Origin of the sequence: Micromonospora endophytica (genome assembly GCF_003236305.1) — a bacterium.
GTDB classification, from domain to species: domain Bacteria; phylum Actinomycetota; class Actinomycetes; order Mycobacteriales; family Micromonosporaceae; genus Micromonospora; species Micromonospora endophytica.
Map to the genome: position 1 here is coordinate 22,751 of NZ_POTX01000014.1, position 15,817 is coordinate 38,567.

Annotated in this window: 19 protein-coding genes; 6 read left to right on the plus strand and 13 right to left on the minus strand. The window is 67.6% G+C overall.

Features of this window, described 5'->3' with window-relative positions; translation table 11 throughout:
• The first annotated feature begins 222 nt into the window (after positions 1-222).
• Together C1I93_RS03750 and C1I93_RS03755 are read left to right on the plus strand one after the other, a co-directional pair.
• Positions 223-594, plus strand: a complete 372-nt coding sequence (locus C1I93_RS03750; RefSeq protein ID WP_111241796.1) for a hypothetical protein — start codon at positions 223-225, stop codon at positions 592-594.
• Entirely contained in the window at positions 591-1,061 is a 471-nt protein-coding gene (locus C1I93_RS03755; RefSeq protein WP_111241797.1) for a roadblock/LC7 domain-containing protein, read from the plus strand. Before C1I93_RS03750 ends, C1I93_RS03755 begins: the two co-directional genes overlap by 4 nt.
• A 150-nt stretch (positions 1,062-1,211) precedes the next feature.
• Here C1I93_RS03755 and C1I93_RS03760 read toward each other — a convergent pair whose 3' ends face one another.
• Positions 1,212-1,463: a flavin reductase gene (locus C1I93_RS03760; protein WP_111241798.1), complete on the minus strand. Its 252-nt coding sequence runs from the start codon at positions 1,461-1,463 to the stop codon at positions 1,212-1,214.
• 207 nt (positions 1,464-1,670) lie between these two features.
• Here C1I93_RS03760 and C1I93_RS03765 point away from each other — a divergent pair, with 207 nt between their 5' ends.
• The 4 genes from C1I93_RS03765 to C1I93_RS03780 all read left to right on the plus strand — a co-directional run bounded on the left by C1I93_RS03765 (position 1,671) and on the right by C1I93_RS03780 (position 4,433).
• A complete protein-coding gene (locus tag C1I93_RS03765) occupies positions 1,671-2,513 on the plus strand; it encodes a helix-turn-helix domain-containing protein (RefSeq protein WP_111241799.1) in 843 nt (280 codons plus the stop codon).
• A gap of 83 nt (positions 2,514-2,596) precedes the next feature.
• Positions 2,597-3,337 carry a hypothetical protein gene (locus C1I93_RS03770; RefSeq protein WP_212808315.1) on the plus strand — a complete coding sequence of 247 codons (741 nt, stop codon included), beginning with the start codon at positions 2,597-2,599 and terminating at the stop codon, positions 3,335-3,337.
• Between the two features lie 113 nt (positions 3,338-3,450).
• Entirely contained in the window at positions 3,451-3,804 is a 354-nt protein-coding gene (locus C1I93_RS03775; protein ID WP_111241801.1) for a hypothetical protein, read from the plus strand.
• Between the two features lie 155 nt (positions 3,805-3,959).
• Entirely contained in the window at positions 3,960-4,433 is a 474-nt protein-coding gene (locus C1I93_RS03780; protein WP_111241802.1) for a hypothetical protein, read from the plus strand.
• 490 nt (positions 4,434-4,923) lie between these two features.
• Here the strand turns inward: C1I93_RS03780 and C1I93_RS33035 are convergent, their stop codons facing one another.
• The 12 genes from C1I93_RS33035 to C1I93_RS32240 form a co-directional block, all read right to left on the minus strand.
• A complete protein-coding gene (locus C1I93_RS33035; protein WP_181445000.1) occupies positions 4,924-5,997 on the minus strand; it encodes an LAGLIDADG family homing endonuclease in 1,074 nt (357 codons plus the stop codon).
• Position 5,998: 1 nt separating this feature from the next.
• The gene (locus C1I93_RS03795) at positions 5,999-7,201 is read right to left on the minus strand and encodes a tyrosine-type recombinase/integrase (RefSeq protein WP_111241804.1); all 1,203 of its coding nucleotides are present in this window, start codon (positions 7,199-7,201) and stop codon (positions 5,999-6,001) included.
• Positions 7,201-7,383 carry a helix-turn-helix domain-containing protein gene (locus C1I93_RS03800; protein ID WP_111241805.1) on the minus strand — a complete coding sequence of 61 codons (183 nt, stop codon included), beginning with the start codon at positions 7,381-7,383 and terminating at the stop codon, positions 7,201-7,203. Before C1I93_RS03800 ends, C1I93_RS03795 begins: the two co-directional genes overlap by 1 nt.
• Positions 7,383-9,134, minus strand: a complete 1,752-nt coding sequence (locus C1I93_RS03805) for a replication initiator (RefSeq protein WP_111241806.1) — start codon at positions 9,132-9,134, stop codon at positions 7,383-7,385. Before C1I93_RS03805 ends, C1I93_RS03800 begins: the two co-directional genes overlap by 1 nt.
• Complete coding sequence (locus C1I93_RS03810; protein ID WP_111241820.1) at positions 9,131-9,709, minus strand: DUF2637 domain-containing protein; 579 nt, start codon at positions 9,707-9,709, stop codon at positions 9,131-9,133. Before C1I93_RS03810 ends, C1I93_RS03805 begins: the two co-directional genes overlap by 4 nt.
• Entirely contained in the window at positions 9,706-9,897 is a 192-nt protein-coding gene (locus C1I93_RS03815) for a hypothetical protein (RefSeq protein ID WP_111241807.1), read from the minus strand. The genes C1I93_RS03810 and C1I93_RS03815 overlap by 4 nt, the downstream gene beginning before the upstream one ends.
• Positions 9,898-9,902: 5 nt before the next feature.
• A complete protein-coding gene (locus C1I93_RS03820; protein ID WP_111241808.1) occupies positions 9,903-10,151 on the minus strand; it encodes a hypothetical protein in 249 nt (82 codons plus the stop codon).
• Positions 10,148-11,740: an FtsK/SpoIIIE domain-containing protein gene (locus tag C1I93_RS03825; RefSeq protein WP_111241821.1), complete on the minus strand. Its 1,593-nt coding sequence runs from the start codon at positions 11,738-11,740 to the stop codon at positions 10,148-10,150. The genes C1I93_RS03820 and C1I93_RS03825 overlap by 4 nt, the downstream gene beginning before the upstream one ends.
• A gap of 192 nt (positions 11,741-11,932) precedes the next feature.
• Positions 11,933-12,328: a transcriptional regulator gene (locus tag C1I93_RS03830; protein WP_111241809.1), complete on the minus strand. Its 396-nt coding sequence runs from the start codon at positions 12,326-12,328 to the stop codon at positions 11,933-11,935.
• A 1,195-nt stretch (positions 12,329-13,523) separates the two neighbouring features.
• On the minus strand, positions 13,524-14,300 hold the full coding sequence (locus C1I93_RS03835) for a glycosyltransferase (RefSeq protein ID WP_223256340.1): 777 nt from the start codon (positions 14,298-14,300) through the stop codon (positions 13,524-13,526).
• Positions 14,288-15,250, minus strand: a complete 963-nt coding sequence (locus C1I93_RS03840) for a GntR family transcriptional regulator (RefSeq protein WP_223256339.1) — start codon at positions 15,248-15,250, stop codon at positions 14,288-14,290. Before C1I93_RS03840 ends, C1I93_RS03835 begins: the two co-directional genes overlap by 13 nt.
• On the minus strand, positions 15,237-15,581 hold the full coding sequence (locus tag C1I93_RS32240) for a hypothetical protein (RefSeq protein WP_223256338.1): 345 nt from the start codon (positions 15,579-15,581) through the stop codon (positions 15,237-15,239). The genes C1I93_RS03840 and C1I93_RS32240 overlap by 14 nt, the downstream gene beginning before the upstream one ends.
• Positions 15,582-15,817 lie beyond the last annotated feature (236 nt).

The window sequence follows — 15,817 nt, forward strand, 5'->3', positions numbered from 1 at the left end:
CGGTCTGAGCGCCGCTACCAGCAGAAATCGGTACCGGGACATCCGCCGCTGCGACGATCTCGATCATCCCCGTGGTCACCCTGGGTGGCCCACTCAGCCGGTTCGGGATACACAAGATGCAGGTCACAGGGCCGATGTGCCACTCTCGTCCGAGACTTCCTCACCCGGGGCACCGCCCCGCGTACTGCGTGAGCAGCTACGTCACCGCGACCTGGAGGCAATGTGGCCAACCTCGACACCGCACTCAAAGACGCCATGACGATCGACGGCGCGATCGGCGTCGCCCTCGTCGACTACACCAGCGGCATGACGCTCGGGGTGGCCGGCGGCACACCGGAGATCGACCTGACCGTCGCCGCGGCCGGTAACACCGATGTCGTACGCGCGAAAATGCGCACCATCGAGATGCTGAAGCTGAACGACCAGATCGAGGACATGCTGATCACCCTCGGCGGCCAGTACCACATCATCCGGCCGCTGACCGGCTCCAACGGCATGGGTCTGTTCCTCTACCTGATGCTCAGCAAGACCCGGTCCAACCTGGCGCTCGCCCGGCACCAGCTGCGCAGCATCGAGGAGCGCCTGGAGCTGTGAGCAGCCGAGACACGTTCCTGCCCCGCCGCACCGCGCAGCGCCCGGACCTCCCGCCGCCGCCCCGGCTGCCACCGTCGTTGGCCGGCAACCCGTCGTTGCCGTACGCCGCCATCGGCACCGAGCTGGCCGACCTGCGCCTCCAGATCCCCGGCGTGCAGGGAAGTGTCCTCGGCGGCGTGGACGGCCTGCGCATCACTCACGACGTACCGGACGGGTTGGACCCCGACGACCTGGCCGCGATGGCGGCGGCGACCTTCGGCCTCGGCCGGCAGGTCAGCCTCCGCCTCGGCCAGGGAGAATTCTGCCAGTCCACCGTCCGCAACCAGGGCGGCTACTTCGCGGTGTACGCGGTCGGCCCGCAAGCTCTGCTCTCCGTGGTCGGCCAGGACACCATCAACGTGGCCCGGCTGCACATGTACGCCCCACCTGTCGCCGCACGCCTCGCCAACCTGCTCGCCCAGCCCTGACCGTTCGTCTGCCTTTTTCGGTGCGGCGCGCCTGATCTCTGTCCCGCCGGGCGGCCCGGCTGCTCTCTGTTCTCGGTGCGGCCGGGCAGCCCGGCTGCTCTCGGTGCGCGCCGGCAGCTCGGCTGCTCTCGGTGCGGCCGGGCGGCCCGGTTAGGCGTCAGGCGTGCGGCGCAGCCAGCCGAGGAACCTGGCATACACGGCCACCGGGTCGGGCGGTTCCGGGCAGATCCGGGTCAGGTCGGCCGTCGCCTCGCGGAGCAGCTCCGCCAGGTCCACCGCCAGTTCCCGCCGCTGCCCGGCATAGTCGGCCACCAACTCCACCCGAGCCGGGCCGCACGGCCACGGGTGCGCGCACCCGGTGCAGATCCAGATCGGGCGCAACGGCGCGTGACGTTGACTCATGCGTACCTCCGGGGAGAGTTTCGGCCGCTTCGTTTCCGTGCTCGATAACCATGGCCCCGCCCCTGATCCTGCTGTCTATCCCCCTAGACAGAAGTGACGTGATCTCATGGCGCGGGCGTATAGAGGGATAGACAGAAACCTACGGCGGTATCGTGAGCACGTCAAGGGGACTAGACGCACTGCCGCCGCTGGGGAGCAAGGGCGAACATGACCGGCGAAGTTGGACGAATCTCGACAATCCAAGATCCATTCGAGTTACTTCGTGAAGCAACCGCGCGCATGTCGGCAGCGCAGGCGGAGGTAACCGAACTTGCCCGGCTACGCCGACGCGTCATTCAGGAGCTTCACGACGGCGGCATGTCGTACGCCGACATCGCTCAGCAGGTCGGCCTTACTCGCGGACGCATCCACCAGATCCGGCATGGCGGTCCGGCTCCGGAAGGCGCGTTCCTGGGCCAAGGCACCGTCACGATCATCACCCCGGTGAAGCAGGAGGTGATCAAGTCACGTCCGGTGGTGGCAATCGAAGACATGACGGCCGCCCAGCGACTGGGCGATCTCGCCCGAAGCTTCGGCTTGGAGCCGTCGTTCGAGTCCATCCCCGTCGGTGGTGAGATCGACCTGAACCGTCCCAACCTGGTGGTCATCTGCGGTCCGCGTATCTCGACACACGTCGCCCAAGTGCTCGCGCAGGACCCCACCTTGCAGTTCGAACGCGCAGACGACGGCCCATGGACTCTGGTCGACCGTACGACCGGCGAGGTGTATCGGTCCGGCCAGGACCAGAAGCCGCATTCCCACTGGGATGTGGCCTACCTCGGCCGGCTGCCGCGACCGGACCGGAAGGGCTCGCTTGTCGTCTTCACCGGCATCCATCCGCCCGGCTCCCTCGGCGTCGTCCAACTGCTCTGCACCCGGATCGGCGAGCTGTACAACGAGGTGAAGACCGCACACTTCTCCGCGCTGGTCGGTACCGAGTACGACCCCGACAGCCACGAGCCACGCCACGTCGAGCTGCTGACCCCGCTCCGCCCGCTGGCGGACGACTGATGCGCGTCACCATGGCGACCAGCCCCGGAAGGCCCGATCAGCACAACGAGGATTTCACCGCTGCGACGCCGTACGGCGTGGTGTTGCTCGACGGTGCCGGCCTGTCCGGCACGCCTTCGCGCTGCTCGCACGGCGTCGCCTGGTACACCCGTCAGCTCGGCGGCGCGCTCCTCGCCGGCCTGGCTCCCAACAACCGCCAGATGTTGACCACCGTCCTCGCCGACGCGATCAACCAGACGGCCAGCCTGCACGCTGGCACCTGCCAGCTCGACGACCCCGGCACCCCGTCCGCGACGGTCATCGTGCTCAGGCGCAACCGCGACCAGCTTGAGTACCTGGTACTCGCCGATTCCGTCCTTCTGCTCGACCAGGCCGACCATGCGCCGCTGGTCGTCAGCGACGACCGCGAGGCAGACGTAGGGCGGCTCTATCGCGCCACGATGGACGGACTCACCAACGGCACGCCCGAACACGACCAGGCACGCCGCGACTACGTCCAGGCTCTCCGGGCTCATCGCAACAAGCCCGGCGGCTTCTGGGTGGCCGCCGCCGACCCAAGCGCCGCCGACGAGGCGATTGTCGGCAGCCGACCGGTCAAGGACGTGACAGCCGCGGCACTGCTCAGCGACGGAGCCAGCCGGTTGACCGACATCTTCGGGCTCACCGACTGGGCTGGCCTCCTGGCGATCCTGCGTGATCGAGGCCCAGCTGAGCTGATTCGCCAGGTCCGCGCCGCAGAAGACTCGGATCTCGATGGCGGCCGCTGGCCCCGCGGCAAGACCCACGACGACGCGACCGCCACGTACTGCACCCACATCTCTTGAGATTGGCGGCAGATGCCGCGTCGAAGGTCGCGCTGCGGTGAATGCGATGGTGTTCAGGACGGGATGATCGGTACTGTCCGGGCTCACGATTCGACGAAAGTGGCGGGGTCGAGATGAGCGGCGGCGTGGGCACGACGGTGTTGTGGCGCCCGACTGGGCCGGAGGAGCTGGAGCTTGTCAGCGCCTCCGGGTGGCGGAAGTGGCCGCCGCGCCTGCCCGACCAGCCGATCTTCTACCCGGTGCTGAACGAGGACTACGCGGTCCGGATCGCCCGGGACTGGAACGTGCCCGCGTCCGGCGTGGGGTACGTGACCCGCTTCCACGTCGAGACGGAGTTCCTCGGTCGCTATCCCGTCCGTCAGGTCGGCGGCGACACCATCCTGGAACTGTGGGTGCCGGCCGAGGAACTGGACGAGTTCAACACGCACATCGTCGGCGAGATCGAGGTCGTCCACGAGTTCCGGTAGCGCACCGGACGCACGATGCCACCGCCACAACGGCGCTCCGCCCCGGCCGCCTACGGCGCCGGGGCGGTGAGCCACCGACAGCCGCCGGGACACCGCCCCGAGGCAGGTGCGGTATCGGATTGCCAGGTGGCCGGGAAGCCTGGAGCATCCACTGGGTGGACGTCGTCGCTCAGTGGGTCCGTGTCTCCTGGACCAAGCAGTCGCGCGGAGGCCACCACGCAGCCCGCCGCAACGCCCTGCCTACGGCGTTCACGGTGCCGCGGCCCCAAGCACCTCTCACGCACGAAGTCGCCATGCACGAGCACGACGGCTTCGAACCAGTCATCTCCCTACACGACGGCGTACCTTCCTGGGATGCCGTCCAACTCCGCTACATCGAGGACCAAGTCCGCGTCGAGCTGATCCCGACGGCCTGGGGCATGCCCCGCCGGCACCGCCGCCCGCCAGCCTTACGCCTCACCCGGGGCCAATGGCTGCGTTGGCAGATCAACTACCGCTTCACCCACCACTGCACCGGAAATTGGCTCTACCGCTCGGACACGCTGAACATTGCCCACGGTCCCGTGCCCGTCGACATCTTCTTGACTGAACCAGACCAGAGCATTGACGAACGGGCCTTCCTGCGCTGAATGCAGTAGATGCACGGCGGTACGGAAGCCGCACGTCGGCCGCCGTCGAGGTTGGGGCTTCCGTCTGCCGCGCCAGTCCAACCCCGGGACTGGCTTGCCACCGTGTCACCGGGTCGCGGCCAGCTCCACCGCCAGGACGTGCCCGGTCCACTCCCACTGTCGCCCGCCGTCGACGAGGACCAGGCCGCCACCGAGCCCACCAAGCCGCCGCCGCAGACGAGATCAACTGGTGCACTCCTGGGCCGTCGGTGGGCCGTCAAACGCCGCCCAATGTTGACCATGAGCGACCATTGACGCCAGACATAGGACCAGCTCAGAGCCTTGATCGAGGCTCTGAGCTGGTGGGCGACGGACGAGTCGACCTGTACGCCGGATTATGAAGTTCGTTCGTGCCCTGAGCAGGCGATTTGCTGACCGCCTGGCGCCTCAGGGCGTCGCCAGGGCGTCGCACGCAACCTGAACCCCGAACTCGCACCCGGACCGAGGCCGCTCAACCTCGTGTAGACGTTGGTCCGACAGGGATCATCCCTTCGCCGGCCAGATAAAGCCCGCTCGGAGAATCCACCTCGATACCAAAGGCTGGCCCTGGGTCAACAAGGGCGACGCCAACGATCGTCCGAATCCGGGAGTATGGGGCGATCAGACCCTTGGCACTTAGCCGCCCGAGTTTTCGAGGAAGGCGAGACACAGCATCGTCCTGATATGCAGTGAAGTTGATCCTATGCCGAATACCGACTCGCCGCCCCTTGAGAACCGCATCCACTGAGTTCATCCGGGGGTATAGCCCGAGGGTCCTGATCAGTTGGACCGTGTCTTGCGCCAAGCGCGCCGCGGTGAAGCAAATTTCCACGCGGTTCGTCCGATTCTCAATGTATCCGTCACTGTCGACCAACCCCTGCAGAATTTCCAATCGCTGTCTCCGAGACGCCCGAAAGACAGTGCAAGGGATGTGCTTATTCCCCAACACGCCCAGCTCACGAAGCGCTCGAACGCCGGTGGCATAGCCGCCCAAATCGAACCTCACCCTGAAAGTTCTCCCGTGAGTCCTCTGCCGGGAGATAATCCGGGTGCCCTCTAGATCGAGCTGACGCTCCAGATCAGGGAGATCATCCTCGGATACGGTGATTCGAGGTCCATCGCTGTCACCGTCACCCAGCCAGTAACCAAGCAGATATGGCGACAACGGGAGCGGACAATCATCGACACTCAGGGCCGGGGTTGCAAGAGTCCGCCAACGTGCCACACCACCCCGAGACGCCTTCGTCTTACCTGACGTCAGGCGCCTCTCGAAAGTGATACCGGCCGAAAAGACGTCCGCCGTAGTCACCGAACGGTCTGCATAACCACCTGAAAACTCACGTAGCGGCCACACTTGAGAGGCGCTGGCGATGATTGCCGTCCCATCGCGAAAAACTAAGCGGTATCGGGGCTCGCCCTCCTCCACAAGGGACGCGCGCCTCACTCTGGCGATGCGACCCCGTTCATCGAAGACCTCGTCACCAATCACCAAGTCTCCAGCGCTCGCCCACCCGCTTGCAGTCGGGACGATGGCATCGATCGCCACGTTACCTCCACCTATCGCCTCGAAACAGATTATCGATGGCGTTGCGGGTGCGTTCCTCGCTGGCCGGCATCAGGTGGGTGTAGACGCGGAGGGTGAAGCCGGGGTCGGCGTGGCCGAGGTAGGAGGCGAGGGCCTTGATGCTCTCCCCTGCGTCGAGCAGCGACGAGGCGTAGAAGTGGCGTAGCGCGTGCATCCCGGTGAAGCGGGTCGGCGTGATGCCGGCCGCCACGACGGCGGGACGCCAACTCTTGTTGTCGAAGGTGCGTCGGTTGATCGCACCGCGTCGGGTGGTGGTGAACAGCAGCGGGACCGTGACCCGCTCGTCGGTGGCCGGGTCCTCCCACGGCAGGGTGAGCGACACCGGGGCGAAGTCGTCGATGTGCTGCCGCAACACCAGGGCGACGGAGTCGGGCAGCGGTATCCGACGGTCGCGGTCATTCTTGGGCAGGCCGAAGACGAGCCGGGAGCGGACGAGTTTGACCTGACGGCAGACGTGCACCCAGCCGCCGTCAAAGTCGATGTCGTCGACCCCGAGGCCGAGGATCTCCCCCTGCCGCAGACCGCAGCCGGCCCCCAGGTCGACCATGGGGCGGTATCGCTGGGCGAGGCCACCGCGGATTGCCGAAACCTGGTCGTACCGCCATGGCACTACCCGGCGTTGCACCGGTCGCGGCGGCTTGACCGACTTTGCCGAACACGGATTCTTGGCAATCCGCTCGTCGTCGACGGCCGCGCCGAGGATGGTCCGCAGGTGGGCGAAGACCACAGCCCGCGTCGCCGGGGCCAGCTTGCCGACCAGGCGCGCGTCCCACTCCCGGATGTGGCCCGGCTTGATCGACGCCAGGTGCTCAGCGCCGAAGAACGGCAGCAGATGCTTGCGTACCCGGAACTCGGTGCTCTCCCTGGTCGACTCGTCGAACGAGCGGGTCCGTAGCCAGTTCTCGGCGTACTCCCCGAAGGTGATCCGGCCGGCTTTCGGGTCGACGTAGGACCCCCGGAGCTTGTCCGACTCGGTGGAGACGAGGAACGCCTCAGCCTCTCGCTTGGCACGGTCCGGGAACGACTTCTTGCGTTCCTTGCCGTCCGGGCCGATGTAGCGAACCCGGTAGCGCAGTCCCTTGCCGAACAGTTCCGTCTTGACCCGCTCCCGTCGCCCGCCCGAGTGACGCAGCGTCTTGTACCAGCGATCCTCTACGTGTCCCATCAGGCCGCCGCCTGCTCGCGTACCCAGGACCGGACCGCTTCCGGCTCGTACCGCAGGTGACGACCGACCCGAGCCGCCGGCGGACCGTACTTGACCTTGCGCCAGCGGTAGAGCGTCTCGGTCGGTACCCGCAGGTACGCTGCCACGTCCCGGATCGTCCAGAGCCCGTCGTTTCCCGCCATTACTGCCCCTCCCCCGTCGTGCCGTCCGTTCCCGTCGTCGATGCGGTGTCGGGGAGCTGCGCGGCGCGATCCTTGGCGGCTAGGAGTTCGGAGCGCCAGCGGGCACGTTCGCCGATGGCCCGCAGCAGCCGGTGGGCCATCGGGCCAACGTCGGGATCGTCGGGGCGGGCGAGTTCCCAGGCGTGGCGGACCGGTTCGACGGTGGCGCCCTGGTCGTCGACGCCCTCCAGGCCGACGGTGACGCCGAGCAGGGCACGCACCCAGGCCCGTACGTCGTGTTTGTGGTCGCTCAGGGTCTTGCCGGACCAGTCGCGGGAGATGAGGATGCGCCGGCCGCCGATGCCGAGGGTGTCGCGCTGGTGGACTTTGCCCTTGCAGCGGCCCGGCTTGAGCTTGGCGTTCGCTCGCTTGGGTTGGATGCCGTAGAGCAGCCAGTTCGCGCAGCGGTCGGTGCAGGGGATGATCTGGAGTTCCTGCCAGAGCCGGTCGAGGTGTTTGAGTTGCCGGTCGGTGGCCGCCTTGTGGACGTCGCCGGTGTGCTTGGTGATGTATTTGGTGACGTAGCGGATGGTTCGTTCGGCGTCGTCGGTGCCGGGCATGACGCCGCGTGCGTCGACCTGGGAGCCGAAGCGCACGACGTGCACCGGTTCCGCGTCGGGGTCAGCGTCGATGGCGTCGAGGGCTTCCGTCCAGGTGGTCAGCGGCGCAAGGGTGCCCGGGTCGACCCATGCGGAAGCGTGCTCGTCCCACACGGGAAGCCGGTCGAGGGTGTACCGCTGAACATCCACGGCGGGCCACCACACCTGGTGGTAGGTGGCTGCCGCCACGGTGCGGAGCACGTCACGCGGGATGGTTCCCCGGATGGCGAAGTGAGCGTGTGGGGCAAGACGCCGTTGGGGCTCGACGCAGCCGGCGTACTGGACGTTCCAGCCTTCGCAGCGGCGCAGGTTCTGCCAGAACCGGTCGAGTAGTCGAGGGAAGTGGACCGCGTCCCAGGCGGCGCGACGGTAGTCGTACCTGTCGGGGTTGAGGGGGGTGCCGTCGGGGCGGACCGGGCCGTACGAGTCGAGGGTGAGGGTCAGCCACATCGACGGGCGGTAGGTGGTGCCGTCGGGGGCGGTGTAGGTCTTGCCGACGGTGCGGCGCTCGACCTTGCGCCGAGGCAGGTCGGGGGCGTCTTGGCGGCGGCGGGTGGAGCGCTTGCGGCGCGGGCCGGTGTCGTCGTCGGCCTGGTCGTCGTCGCCGGTCGCATGTGGCGGGGCGACTCTGCCCCGGAGTCCTTCGGCCGCGATGGCCTCTTCTACTTCGCGGATTGCCTCGTCGAGGTCTTCGACCTGGTCCCATTGGCTTGCGCGGGATGCCTCGTCGCGGGAGAACTCCAGGTGACCGCGCATCAGGATCAGCGCCTGTTGTTCCTCGGTCGCGGGTTCCGGTGGCGGTAGCGGTTCGTCGTCGCGGTGCCAGCCTTCGCGGATCTGTGCCTGCCGCAGCCGGCGGTTTTTCTTCGCGCACGGGCTGCACTTGTCTTCGCGGGTTGCGCCGCAGGGCAGGTCGATGATCTCGGTCAGGCCGGTGTTCAGGTCGGTGCGGCGCATGGCCAGGGGGCGGACGCAGACGCCGTACTCGGCGGCGATCTCTTTGAGGACGTCGACGGAGCGGGGTAGTGCCATGCGGGCCGCCCGCGACCCCGGCCGAGGAGTGGCAGCCGGGGTCGGGGCGGATTCGAGGCCGGGCAGGGTGGCAGCGGTCATCGGATGATCCCGACGACGTGCGGCCGGTTGGGCTGGACGACACCACGCGGAGGCAGCACCGCCGCCGGAGCCGAGACGACAGCCGGCGGAACCGGGACAGCCGGCGCAGCAGGCTCGGTCAGGCGGACCGGTTCGGGGGCGGTGGCCGATGCGGGTTCCTCGGTCCGGTGCAAGGTCGGTTGCTGCGGCTTGACGGCCGGCGGGGTGACCGGAGCGTTGGAGAGAACGACCTTGACCAGGGCGAGGAAGGCCAGCGACGGCACGGCCGCCACGATCCAGCCCCACACGGACGGTTCGGCTCCGGCGACCTGGGCGGCGAGGGAGAGCAGCGCGAACGCCACCAGGAGCGAGGCGACCAGGCCCACGGGGCGGCCGGCGCGGCGGCGGGCGCGTAGTTCCAGACCGAGGTATATCGCCATCAGTTCGACGGCTACGGCGTTGGCCCAGCCGATCCAGTGCGGTTGACCATGGGCAACGGACAGGTCATGTACGTGGGTGAAGGCGGCAGCGCCGGCCATGGTGCCGATGGCGAGCAGGATCACCAGGCGTACCGCGGATTCGGTGCGCGCGGTCATCGCCACTCCTCCAACGGCTTTTCGCGGATGGTCAGGTCGATGCGGATCCGCCGACCGTTCATGTCGTCGCGGCGGTCGACCATCTGCGCCACGCCGTACAGTGCGGCGGCGGTCTGGTGAGCAGGGCCGACGAGCCGGATACGCAGCGGACGCCGGAGCCGGTTGATGACGCGGGTGAGGGTGTTCACGGCGGTTACCTCCGGGCCGGTCGGATGTCGGTGCGGATGTAGTCGGGAGGGGTGCCGAGCGAGGCCACCGCTTCGGAGAGGCAGCGCCACAACGCCCATGCCTCGTCCGGAGTCAGGGACATCCGTCGCCGGCCCGCACCGACGGCGAGATAGACCGGGTACGGGTCGGGCCGGTCGGGGTCGACGCGCACGGAGACGGCGGTGACCGGATCGGGGGTACGCAGCCGGTAGAAGCGGCGAGCAGGCGCAGTCATCGGCCCTCACCCCCGGTGTCGCGGTCGAGCAGGTTGCGCAGCGATTCGGGCAGCAGCGGCCCGGATGGCTTGCGCGGCAGCGGAGGTCGGGCCGGTTCGGGGGCGGTTTCCCGGCCGACCTGGGCGAGGATGTCCGCCGCATGAGCAGGCGCCGGGTACTGGCGGGCCATGGCGCGGATGTCGTCGTCGGAGACGTACGAAAAGCGGACCCGCATCGGGTCGGGGGTGCCGTCGAGGATCACGTACCCGACGCCCTTGGCCCACCGGGGCATCTGGTCAGCCAGCGCTCCCCGGGCGCGGGCACCGTCGCCAAGGACCATGTCGACCTGCGACGCCTCAGTGAGGCCGAGCGCGATGCGGGTCGGGAACAGGTCCCGGAACGGCAGCACGTCCTTACGCGGATCCTGCAACGCGGCCACCACCAGGACGCCGACGCCGGCCCCTTGGGACAGCAGCAACCCCAGCGACGAGGCGATGCGCTTACGCAGCTCGACATCTTGCAGGTACGCGGTCAGCGCGGCCATCTCGTCGACGACGACCACGACCAGGGGGTCAGCCTCAGTCGGGGTGTGCACCCGCACCGTGCCGGCAAGGCGGGTCTGCCGCTCTCGCAGCACCGTGACGGCCTCGTCGAGGAGATCGGCCATGGCCTCGAAGGACTTGCAGACGAACCGGGCGAACATCGGACGGCCGAGCGCGAACTCCATCCCGCCCTTGGGGTCGATCACCCACAGCCGGACCAGGCCGGACTCGATCCCACCGCCGAGGACCCGCACCAGCGACCACAACACCGACCCCTTGCCCGAGCGGGTCGCCCCGCCAACGAGGACATGCGTGGCGAGGAGGTGCAGCGACCAGGGCCGCAGGTCTTCCCGCCGGGCCAGGGGCAGCGCGGTGAAGTCCGGCACCGCCGGCACGTCGAACGGCGGGACCACCGTGCGCAGCGCATCGGTACGCACCACCGCCAGGTAGACCAGCGTCGGCCGATCCCGGTACCGCACCCGATCGACGAACCGCAGCAGCCAGGCCGCGTGGCCGGTGCGGGTCGGTGGGTCGCCGGGACGTTCCGAGTAGACCCGGACGTGTCGCCGGCCGAAGGCGTACGCCAGGTTGGCGCTGACCGCCTGGAACTGCTCCGGTGTCTGGCCCCGGACCATGCGGACGGTCAGCACGTCGAGCGCCTGATCCGAACGCACCCGCAGCAGTTGCGGCAGGACCGGCCGATGGTCGTACGTGTCGGCGAGCCGGCACAGCGTCATGGCCTCCCGCCACACCCGCCGGTAGACGAACACCCGGCGGAACGAGCCGAGCAGCGGACCCGCCAGCCAGGTCCACCAGGACGACTCGTCCCGCCAGCGCCACACCGCCGAGGCCGTCGACGCGAGCACCAGCGGCACCACCAGACCGGACCAGCCGAACTCGACGAACAGCCACAGCGCCACCACCGCCGAGCCGGTGGCCACCGGATGCCGCAGGCACCACCAGATGGCCCGGCCGGACCAGCGCAGCACCAGGCCGAGCAGCACCGCCCACATGGGCAGCGCGAACCGCTTCGGCCGGAACACCACCAGATCACCGGCCGAGGTCATCACCACTTCACCGCGAGGCCGCCCGAACATCAGGCACCCCGCCGACACACGACACACCTGGGCCAGCCACGGCCAGCCCGACGCCTACCCTTGGACACGTCACGACCTCTCTCGACAGAGCAGGGGAAGAGACACCAGGGGGCGGGGCTGCCGTCCGCCAAGACCAGACAGCCCCGCCCCCACCTGATACGGCTACGCCGCCGCCTTCTTGCCGCCGACCACCGGAGCCCGCAGCCCGGTCGCCCGCAGCGAGTACGCCATCCGACCGTTGTTCGCCACGTACGGCGTCACGGTCATGCCGTCGAACTCCACCGCCTCGAACGGCGCACCCGTCGGCGGCACCGGCTGGTAGTCAGCCGAGATCTTCACCGTGGTTTCCCGCGATCGCTTGCCCAGCTCAGGGTCAAGGTCCATCACCCGGACCTGCCACACCCGCTGGCCAGTCAGCTTGTCCTTGGCCGGGGACCGCCGGCCCGTCTTCTCGTCGTAGTCCTCGACCTCACCCAGAGACTCGGGCACCAACGCGCACCCCGCCGGGAACACGTCCTCGAACCGCACGGCGAACCTCGTACCGCCACGCAGAGCCATCGCTCACCCTCCAACTTGTTGACTTGTCTGCCAAGTTGCGAGGTCCAAGGTAGACGGCACTTGGCAGACAAGTCAACAAGCTTCCCGAACGAGTGGATCATCCACACGTCAGGCAACAAGATGCGCTAGGTCCCTAACGCAACACGCCGGGCGGAGTTTGCAACCAAGCTTGGTAGCCAATACGCCTATCAACTATGGTTCCATTTATCGAACCGGCATGGCGCGGGTTATGCCGGTTCAAATCCGAAGGTTTAGTTTGTAAAGTTCAGCCCAGACCAGACCCTAAGACCCCAAGCTGCAACTAACACACATGAACTGCCGGCAGAAGCCGACAGGGGAAGGCCCCGCCCTCGGCTTGCGGCATTGGGCGGGGACCTTCAGCGGTAGAGGAGTGGGCTCGCTAAGGCGGGCTCACTCCCAGCCAGTCAGGTGCGCGACAAGCGAAGCAAGATGCAGCGAAGTCCGGCAAACCTCGGCACCCCAGCGCCACCATGACCAGCCATGTTTCGGCTTCCGGTGCCTCCCTACACCGCGACTGCCGCTGCCTTTGAATTTGTCTCCTGGCATAGCCTCCACCTCGAAGGAACTGATAGATTTTCACTTATTGATCACGCGTCAAGAACCGGCCACAACTTGCGGGCAGCTTTTCCGCATGGGCCAGCGTAAGGCCGACACGGTAAAACACAATCCAACGCGCAGGGTCAATCTGATCAGCATTTCACTGCCAGTAGACGTGCCTTTTGTCGGCGCGCCGCAACAAAGAATCCACCACCTCACTGGATACTGAAAGATTTTGCGTATGCACCCCCCTCCAGCCTCGGGAGACGGATGTAAAGCCCCAACGCAAGTCAACAACCTCAATTTGTGAGCAGAACCCGCATTCGCATGACCTCGACGACGACACCGTGAAGGCTCTTGGTGAGCGGCGCGAGGCCCTGGACACGATCCACCGGGCAACTGGTCAACTGGACGTCGCTCAGCAGCGTGTCGAACGGACCTCAACTTGACCGTGTAGCCGAGCTACGCGATGTCAGGCAGGACACGATGAGGTCGCCGACCGGGAAGCGGGAGTTGCTCGGCCGAGACGTCCTAGAAGGTCGCTGCTTCCAGATCCTGAAGGAGTTTGACGGCCAGCGGCTTCCAGCAGATCGAGCGTTAGGCCCGAGAGGCGCCCGTGGGATACCGGGGCATGAGGCTATGCCGCAGGAGTGACCGGCAGCCCGTTCGGGAGCATCGAGGCCAGGGCTTCAGCTCTGGCCTCGATGATTTTCATGCGGCCTTTGTACTCGATGGGTTCGCGGTGGGCGGCTTGGCTGGTGACCTGGCCGGGCCACTTGCGGTAGAGCAGGCCGTGTTCGCGGGTGAAGTAGCCTTCGCTGACCGCGCTCGCGGCTAGGAGTAGGCCGGTGTCCTCGGAGGCCGGAAGCGCCATCCAGCCGCCGAGGGCCAGGAGCAAATCTCGGCGGATGCAGAGGGTGGCGGGGTGAACCTGGGCGCGGTAGCCGTTGGCTTGCCAGAAGGCCAGGACTGCACCGCGGCTGATGGGTCCGCCGTCCGGGTCTTTGTCCCATCCGACGGTTGACCCGTCGGGCATCAGGTCCAGGACGCGCGAGGTCGTCCAACCGATATGCGCGTGAGTCTCGAAGGCGGCGATGTCCCGGGCGAGCGCACCGGCCGTGAGTTGGTCGTCCGCGTCAAGCACCTTGACCAGGTCGCCAGAGACGCGGGAGAGAGCAAGGGTGCGGGCAACACCCGGGCCGCCGGGACGACCGCCGCCGATGCTGATGCGAGGGTCGTCCGGCAAAACCCCGTTGAACGAGCCAGTCTGCCCGTCCTCTTGGACGAGCCACTGCCAGTCCCACCCGTCGGGCATGTCCTGCTTGACCAACGAGTCGTACGCGCCCGCCAGGTATTCGATGCTGGGCGCGTGGACGGGGGTGATGACCGAGACGAGATGCGTCAAGTTTTCCACCGTTGCAGTTTGTGGGAGTACACAAGCTCGGACCGGTCCCCCGGCATCACCACGTCCGCCACCTCGACGACCCGGCCCGTGGTGTCGATGGAGGTCTTGCGCACGGTGAGCACGGAGACGCCGGGGTCGATGTCAAGGAGTTCGGCCTCATCCGGCGACGGCGGACGCGCCCGCACCTCCTCCTCGATGCGGTCCAGCTCGACGCCGATCGTGTAGAGCTGGTGCTGTGAGCCGCCGGGCCATGGCTCGTTGCTGGCGTCGAGCAGGTCCGGGTTCGCGGCCACCAGGTCATAGGGAAGGTACGAGTACGACATGGTCAACGGCGCGTTCTCGTGCCGCGATGACGTCCAGTAGACCCGCCGCAGCAACGGCGTACCCCGCTCCACCTGCAGCGCTGCCGCCATGTCCGCGTCAGCTTCCACGCGGGTGTACTCGGCGTGGAACTTGAGGTCATCAACCGTCAGGCCGGTGTCATGCTCGGTCGCGCCGGTCTTGAGCCGCTCGTCCTGGTCGAGCAGGACCCGATCCTTCTCCCACTGGTACCGCTCCGCGTTACGACGCCGTACCCGCTGGCGAGGTGCCCGCACGTAGGTGCCGCGCCCCTGCTCCGCGCGGACCAAGCCCCATTCGCGCAGCTGGCGGATGGCGTTGCGGACACTCGTGCGCGACAGACCGGACGTGTCGGCCAACTCCGTCTCGGACGGCATCAGCGTGCCCGGGGCGAGTTCCCCGCTCGTGATTTTGACCCGCAACTCTTCAGCGAGTTGCAGGTAACGAGGGCGCCAGTCCCGGCCATGCACACCGGTCACCGTACCCCCTAGACGTTCCAACGACTGCCAGGTGGTCCCACCCGCCGGCCGCTCCGGCACCGCCGGCACTTCCACCACCGGCCCACGCCGACGAGACACCGCAGGCGTACGGCGGGAGTTGCGGCGGTCAGTCGTGGTCATAGTTGCCCTCCAACGGTCGTCCCTTAGTCATCACTCGCCAGCGGGCGTAGGTCAGTTCGTAGATCAGCCGGTCGAGCTGCACCCGCGACAGCAGCACGGATTCCGTCCCGCCGGAACGGGTCGCGTCGACCTTGACGACCGGGTCGCGGCGGCGGAACCGGTCCAGGAGCAGTTGCACACTCACCCAGCCGCTGCGCTCGGTGCCCACCGTGGCGAGCAGCCCCCGGTGTATCGGATCATTCGGCCCGCAGCCACGGCACCAGTCGGGGCAGTCGGAGTCCTTGGCCGCCTTATTCGGTCGCCTGCCGGTGGGCTCGTCAGTCGCCGCCATGCTCGCCCCCTTGAGGTACGGCCTGGGTCAGCAGCGACCGCAGTTGCTCCACCAACTGCCTGATCTGAGGCAGCGGCAGTTCCGCCCAGGGACCGCCAATCCGGCAGGACACGTGCAGCATGACTCTCGGCTCCTGGCCGTCGGACCCGACCAGGTACGACACGACCGATCCGGACGCCCAAGCGTCACCGACCTTCAGTGACGCGCCCCGGTGACGCCGAGGCATGTGCGACATC

Excerpts from the sequence above, each read along its gene's own strand:
- C1I93_RS03760 (WP_111241798.1), bottom strand. The coding sequence starts at position 1,463 with ATGAGTCAACGTCACGCGCCGTTGCGCCCGATCTGGATCTGCACCGGG.
- C1I93_RS03765 (WP_111241799.1), top strand. The coding sequence starts at position 1,671 with ATGACCGGCGAAGTTGGACGAATCTCGACAATCCAAGATCCATTCGAG.
- C1I93_RS03775 (WP_111241801.1), top strand. The coding sequence starts at position 3,451 with ATGAGCGGCGGCGTGGGCACGACGGTGTTGTGGCGCCCGACTGGGCCG.
- C1I93_RS03795 (WP_111241804.1), bottom strand. The coding sequence starts at position 7,201 with ATGGGACACGTAGAGGATCGCTGGTACAAGACGCTGCGTCACTCGGGC.
- C1I93_RS03800 (WP_111241805.1), bottom strand. The coding sequence starts at position 7,383 with ATGGCGGGAAACGACGGGCTCTGGACGATCCGGGACGTGGCAGCGTAC.
- C1I93_RS03805 (WP_111241806.1), bottom strand. The coding sequence starts at position 9,134 with ATGACCGCTGCCACCCTGCCCGGCCTCGAATCCGCCCCGACCCCGGCT.
- C1I93_RS03810 (WP_111241820.1), bottom strand. The coding sequence starts at position 9,709 with ATGACCGCGCGCACCGAATCCGCGGTACGCCTGGTGATCCTGCTCGCC.
- C1I93_RS03820 (WP_111241808.1), bottom strand. The coding sequence starts at position 10,151 with ATGACTGCGCCTGCTCGCCGCTTCTACCGGCTGCGTACCCCCGATCCG.
- C1I93_RS03825 (WP_111241821.1), bottom strand. The coding sequence starts at position 11,740 with ATGACCTCGGCCGGTGATCTGGTGGTGTTCCGGCCGAAGCGGTTCGCG.
- C1I93_RS03830 (WP_111241809.1), bottom strand. The coding sequence starts at position 12,328 with ATGGCTCTGCGTGGCGGTACGAGGTTCGCCGTGCGGTTCGAGGACGTG.
- C1I93_RS03840 (WP_223256339.1), bottom strand. The coding sequence starts at position 15,250 with ATGACCACGACTGACCGCCGCAACTCCCGCCGTACGCCTGCGGTGTCT.
- C1I93_RS32240 (WP_223256338.1), bottom strand. The coding sequence starts at position 15,581 with ATGGCGGCGACTGACGAGCCCACCGGCAGGCGACCGAATAAGGCGGCC.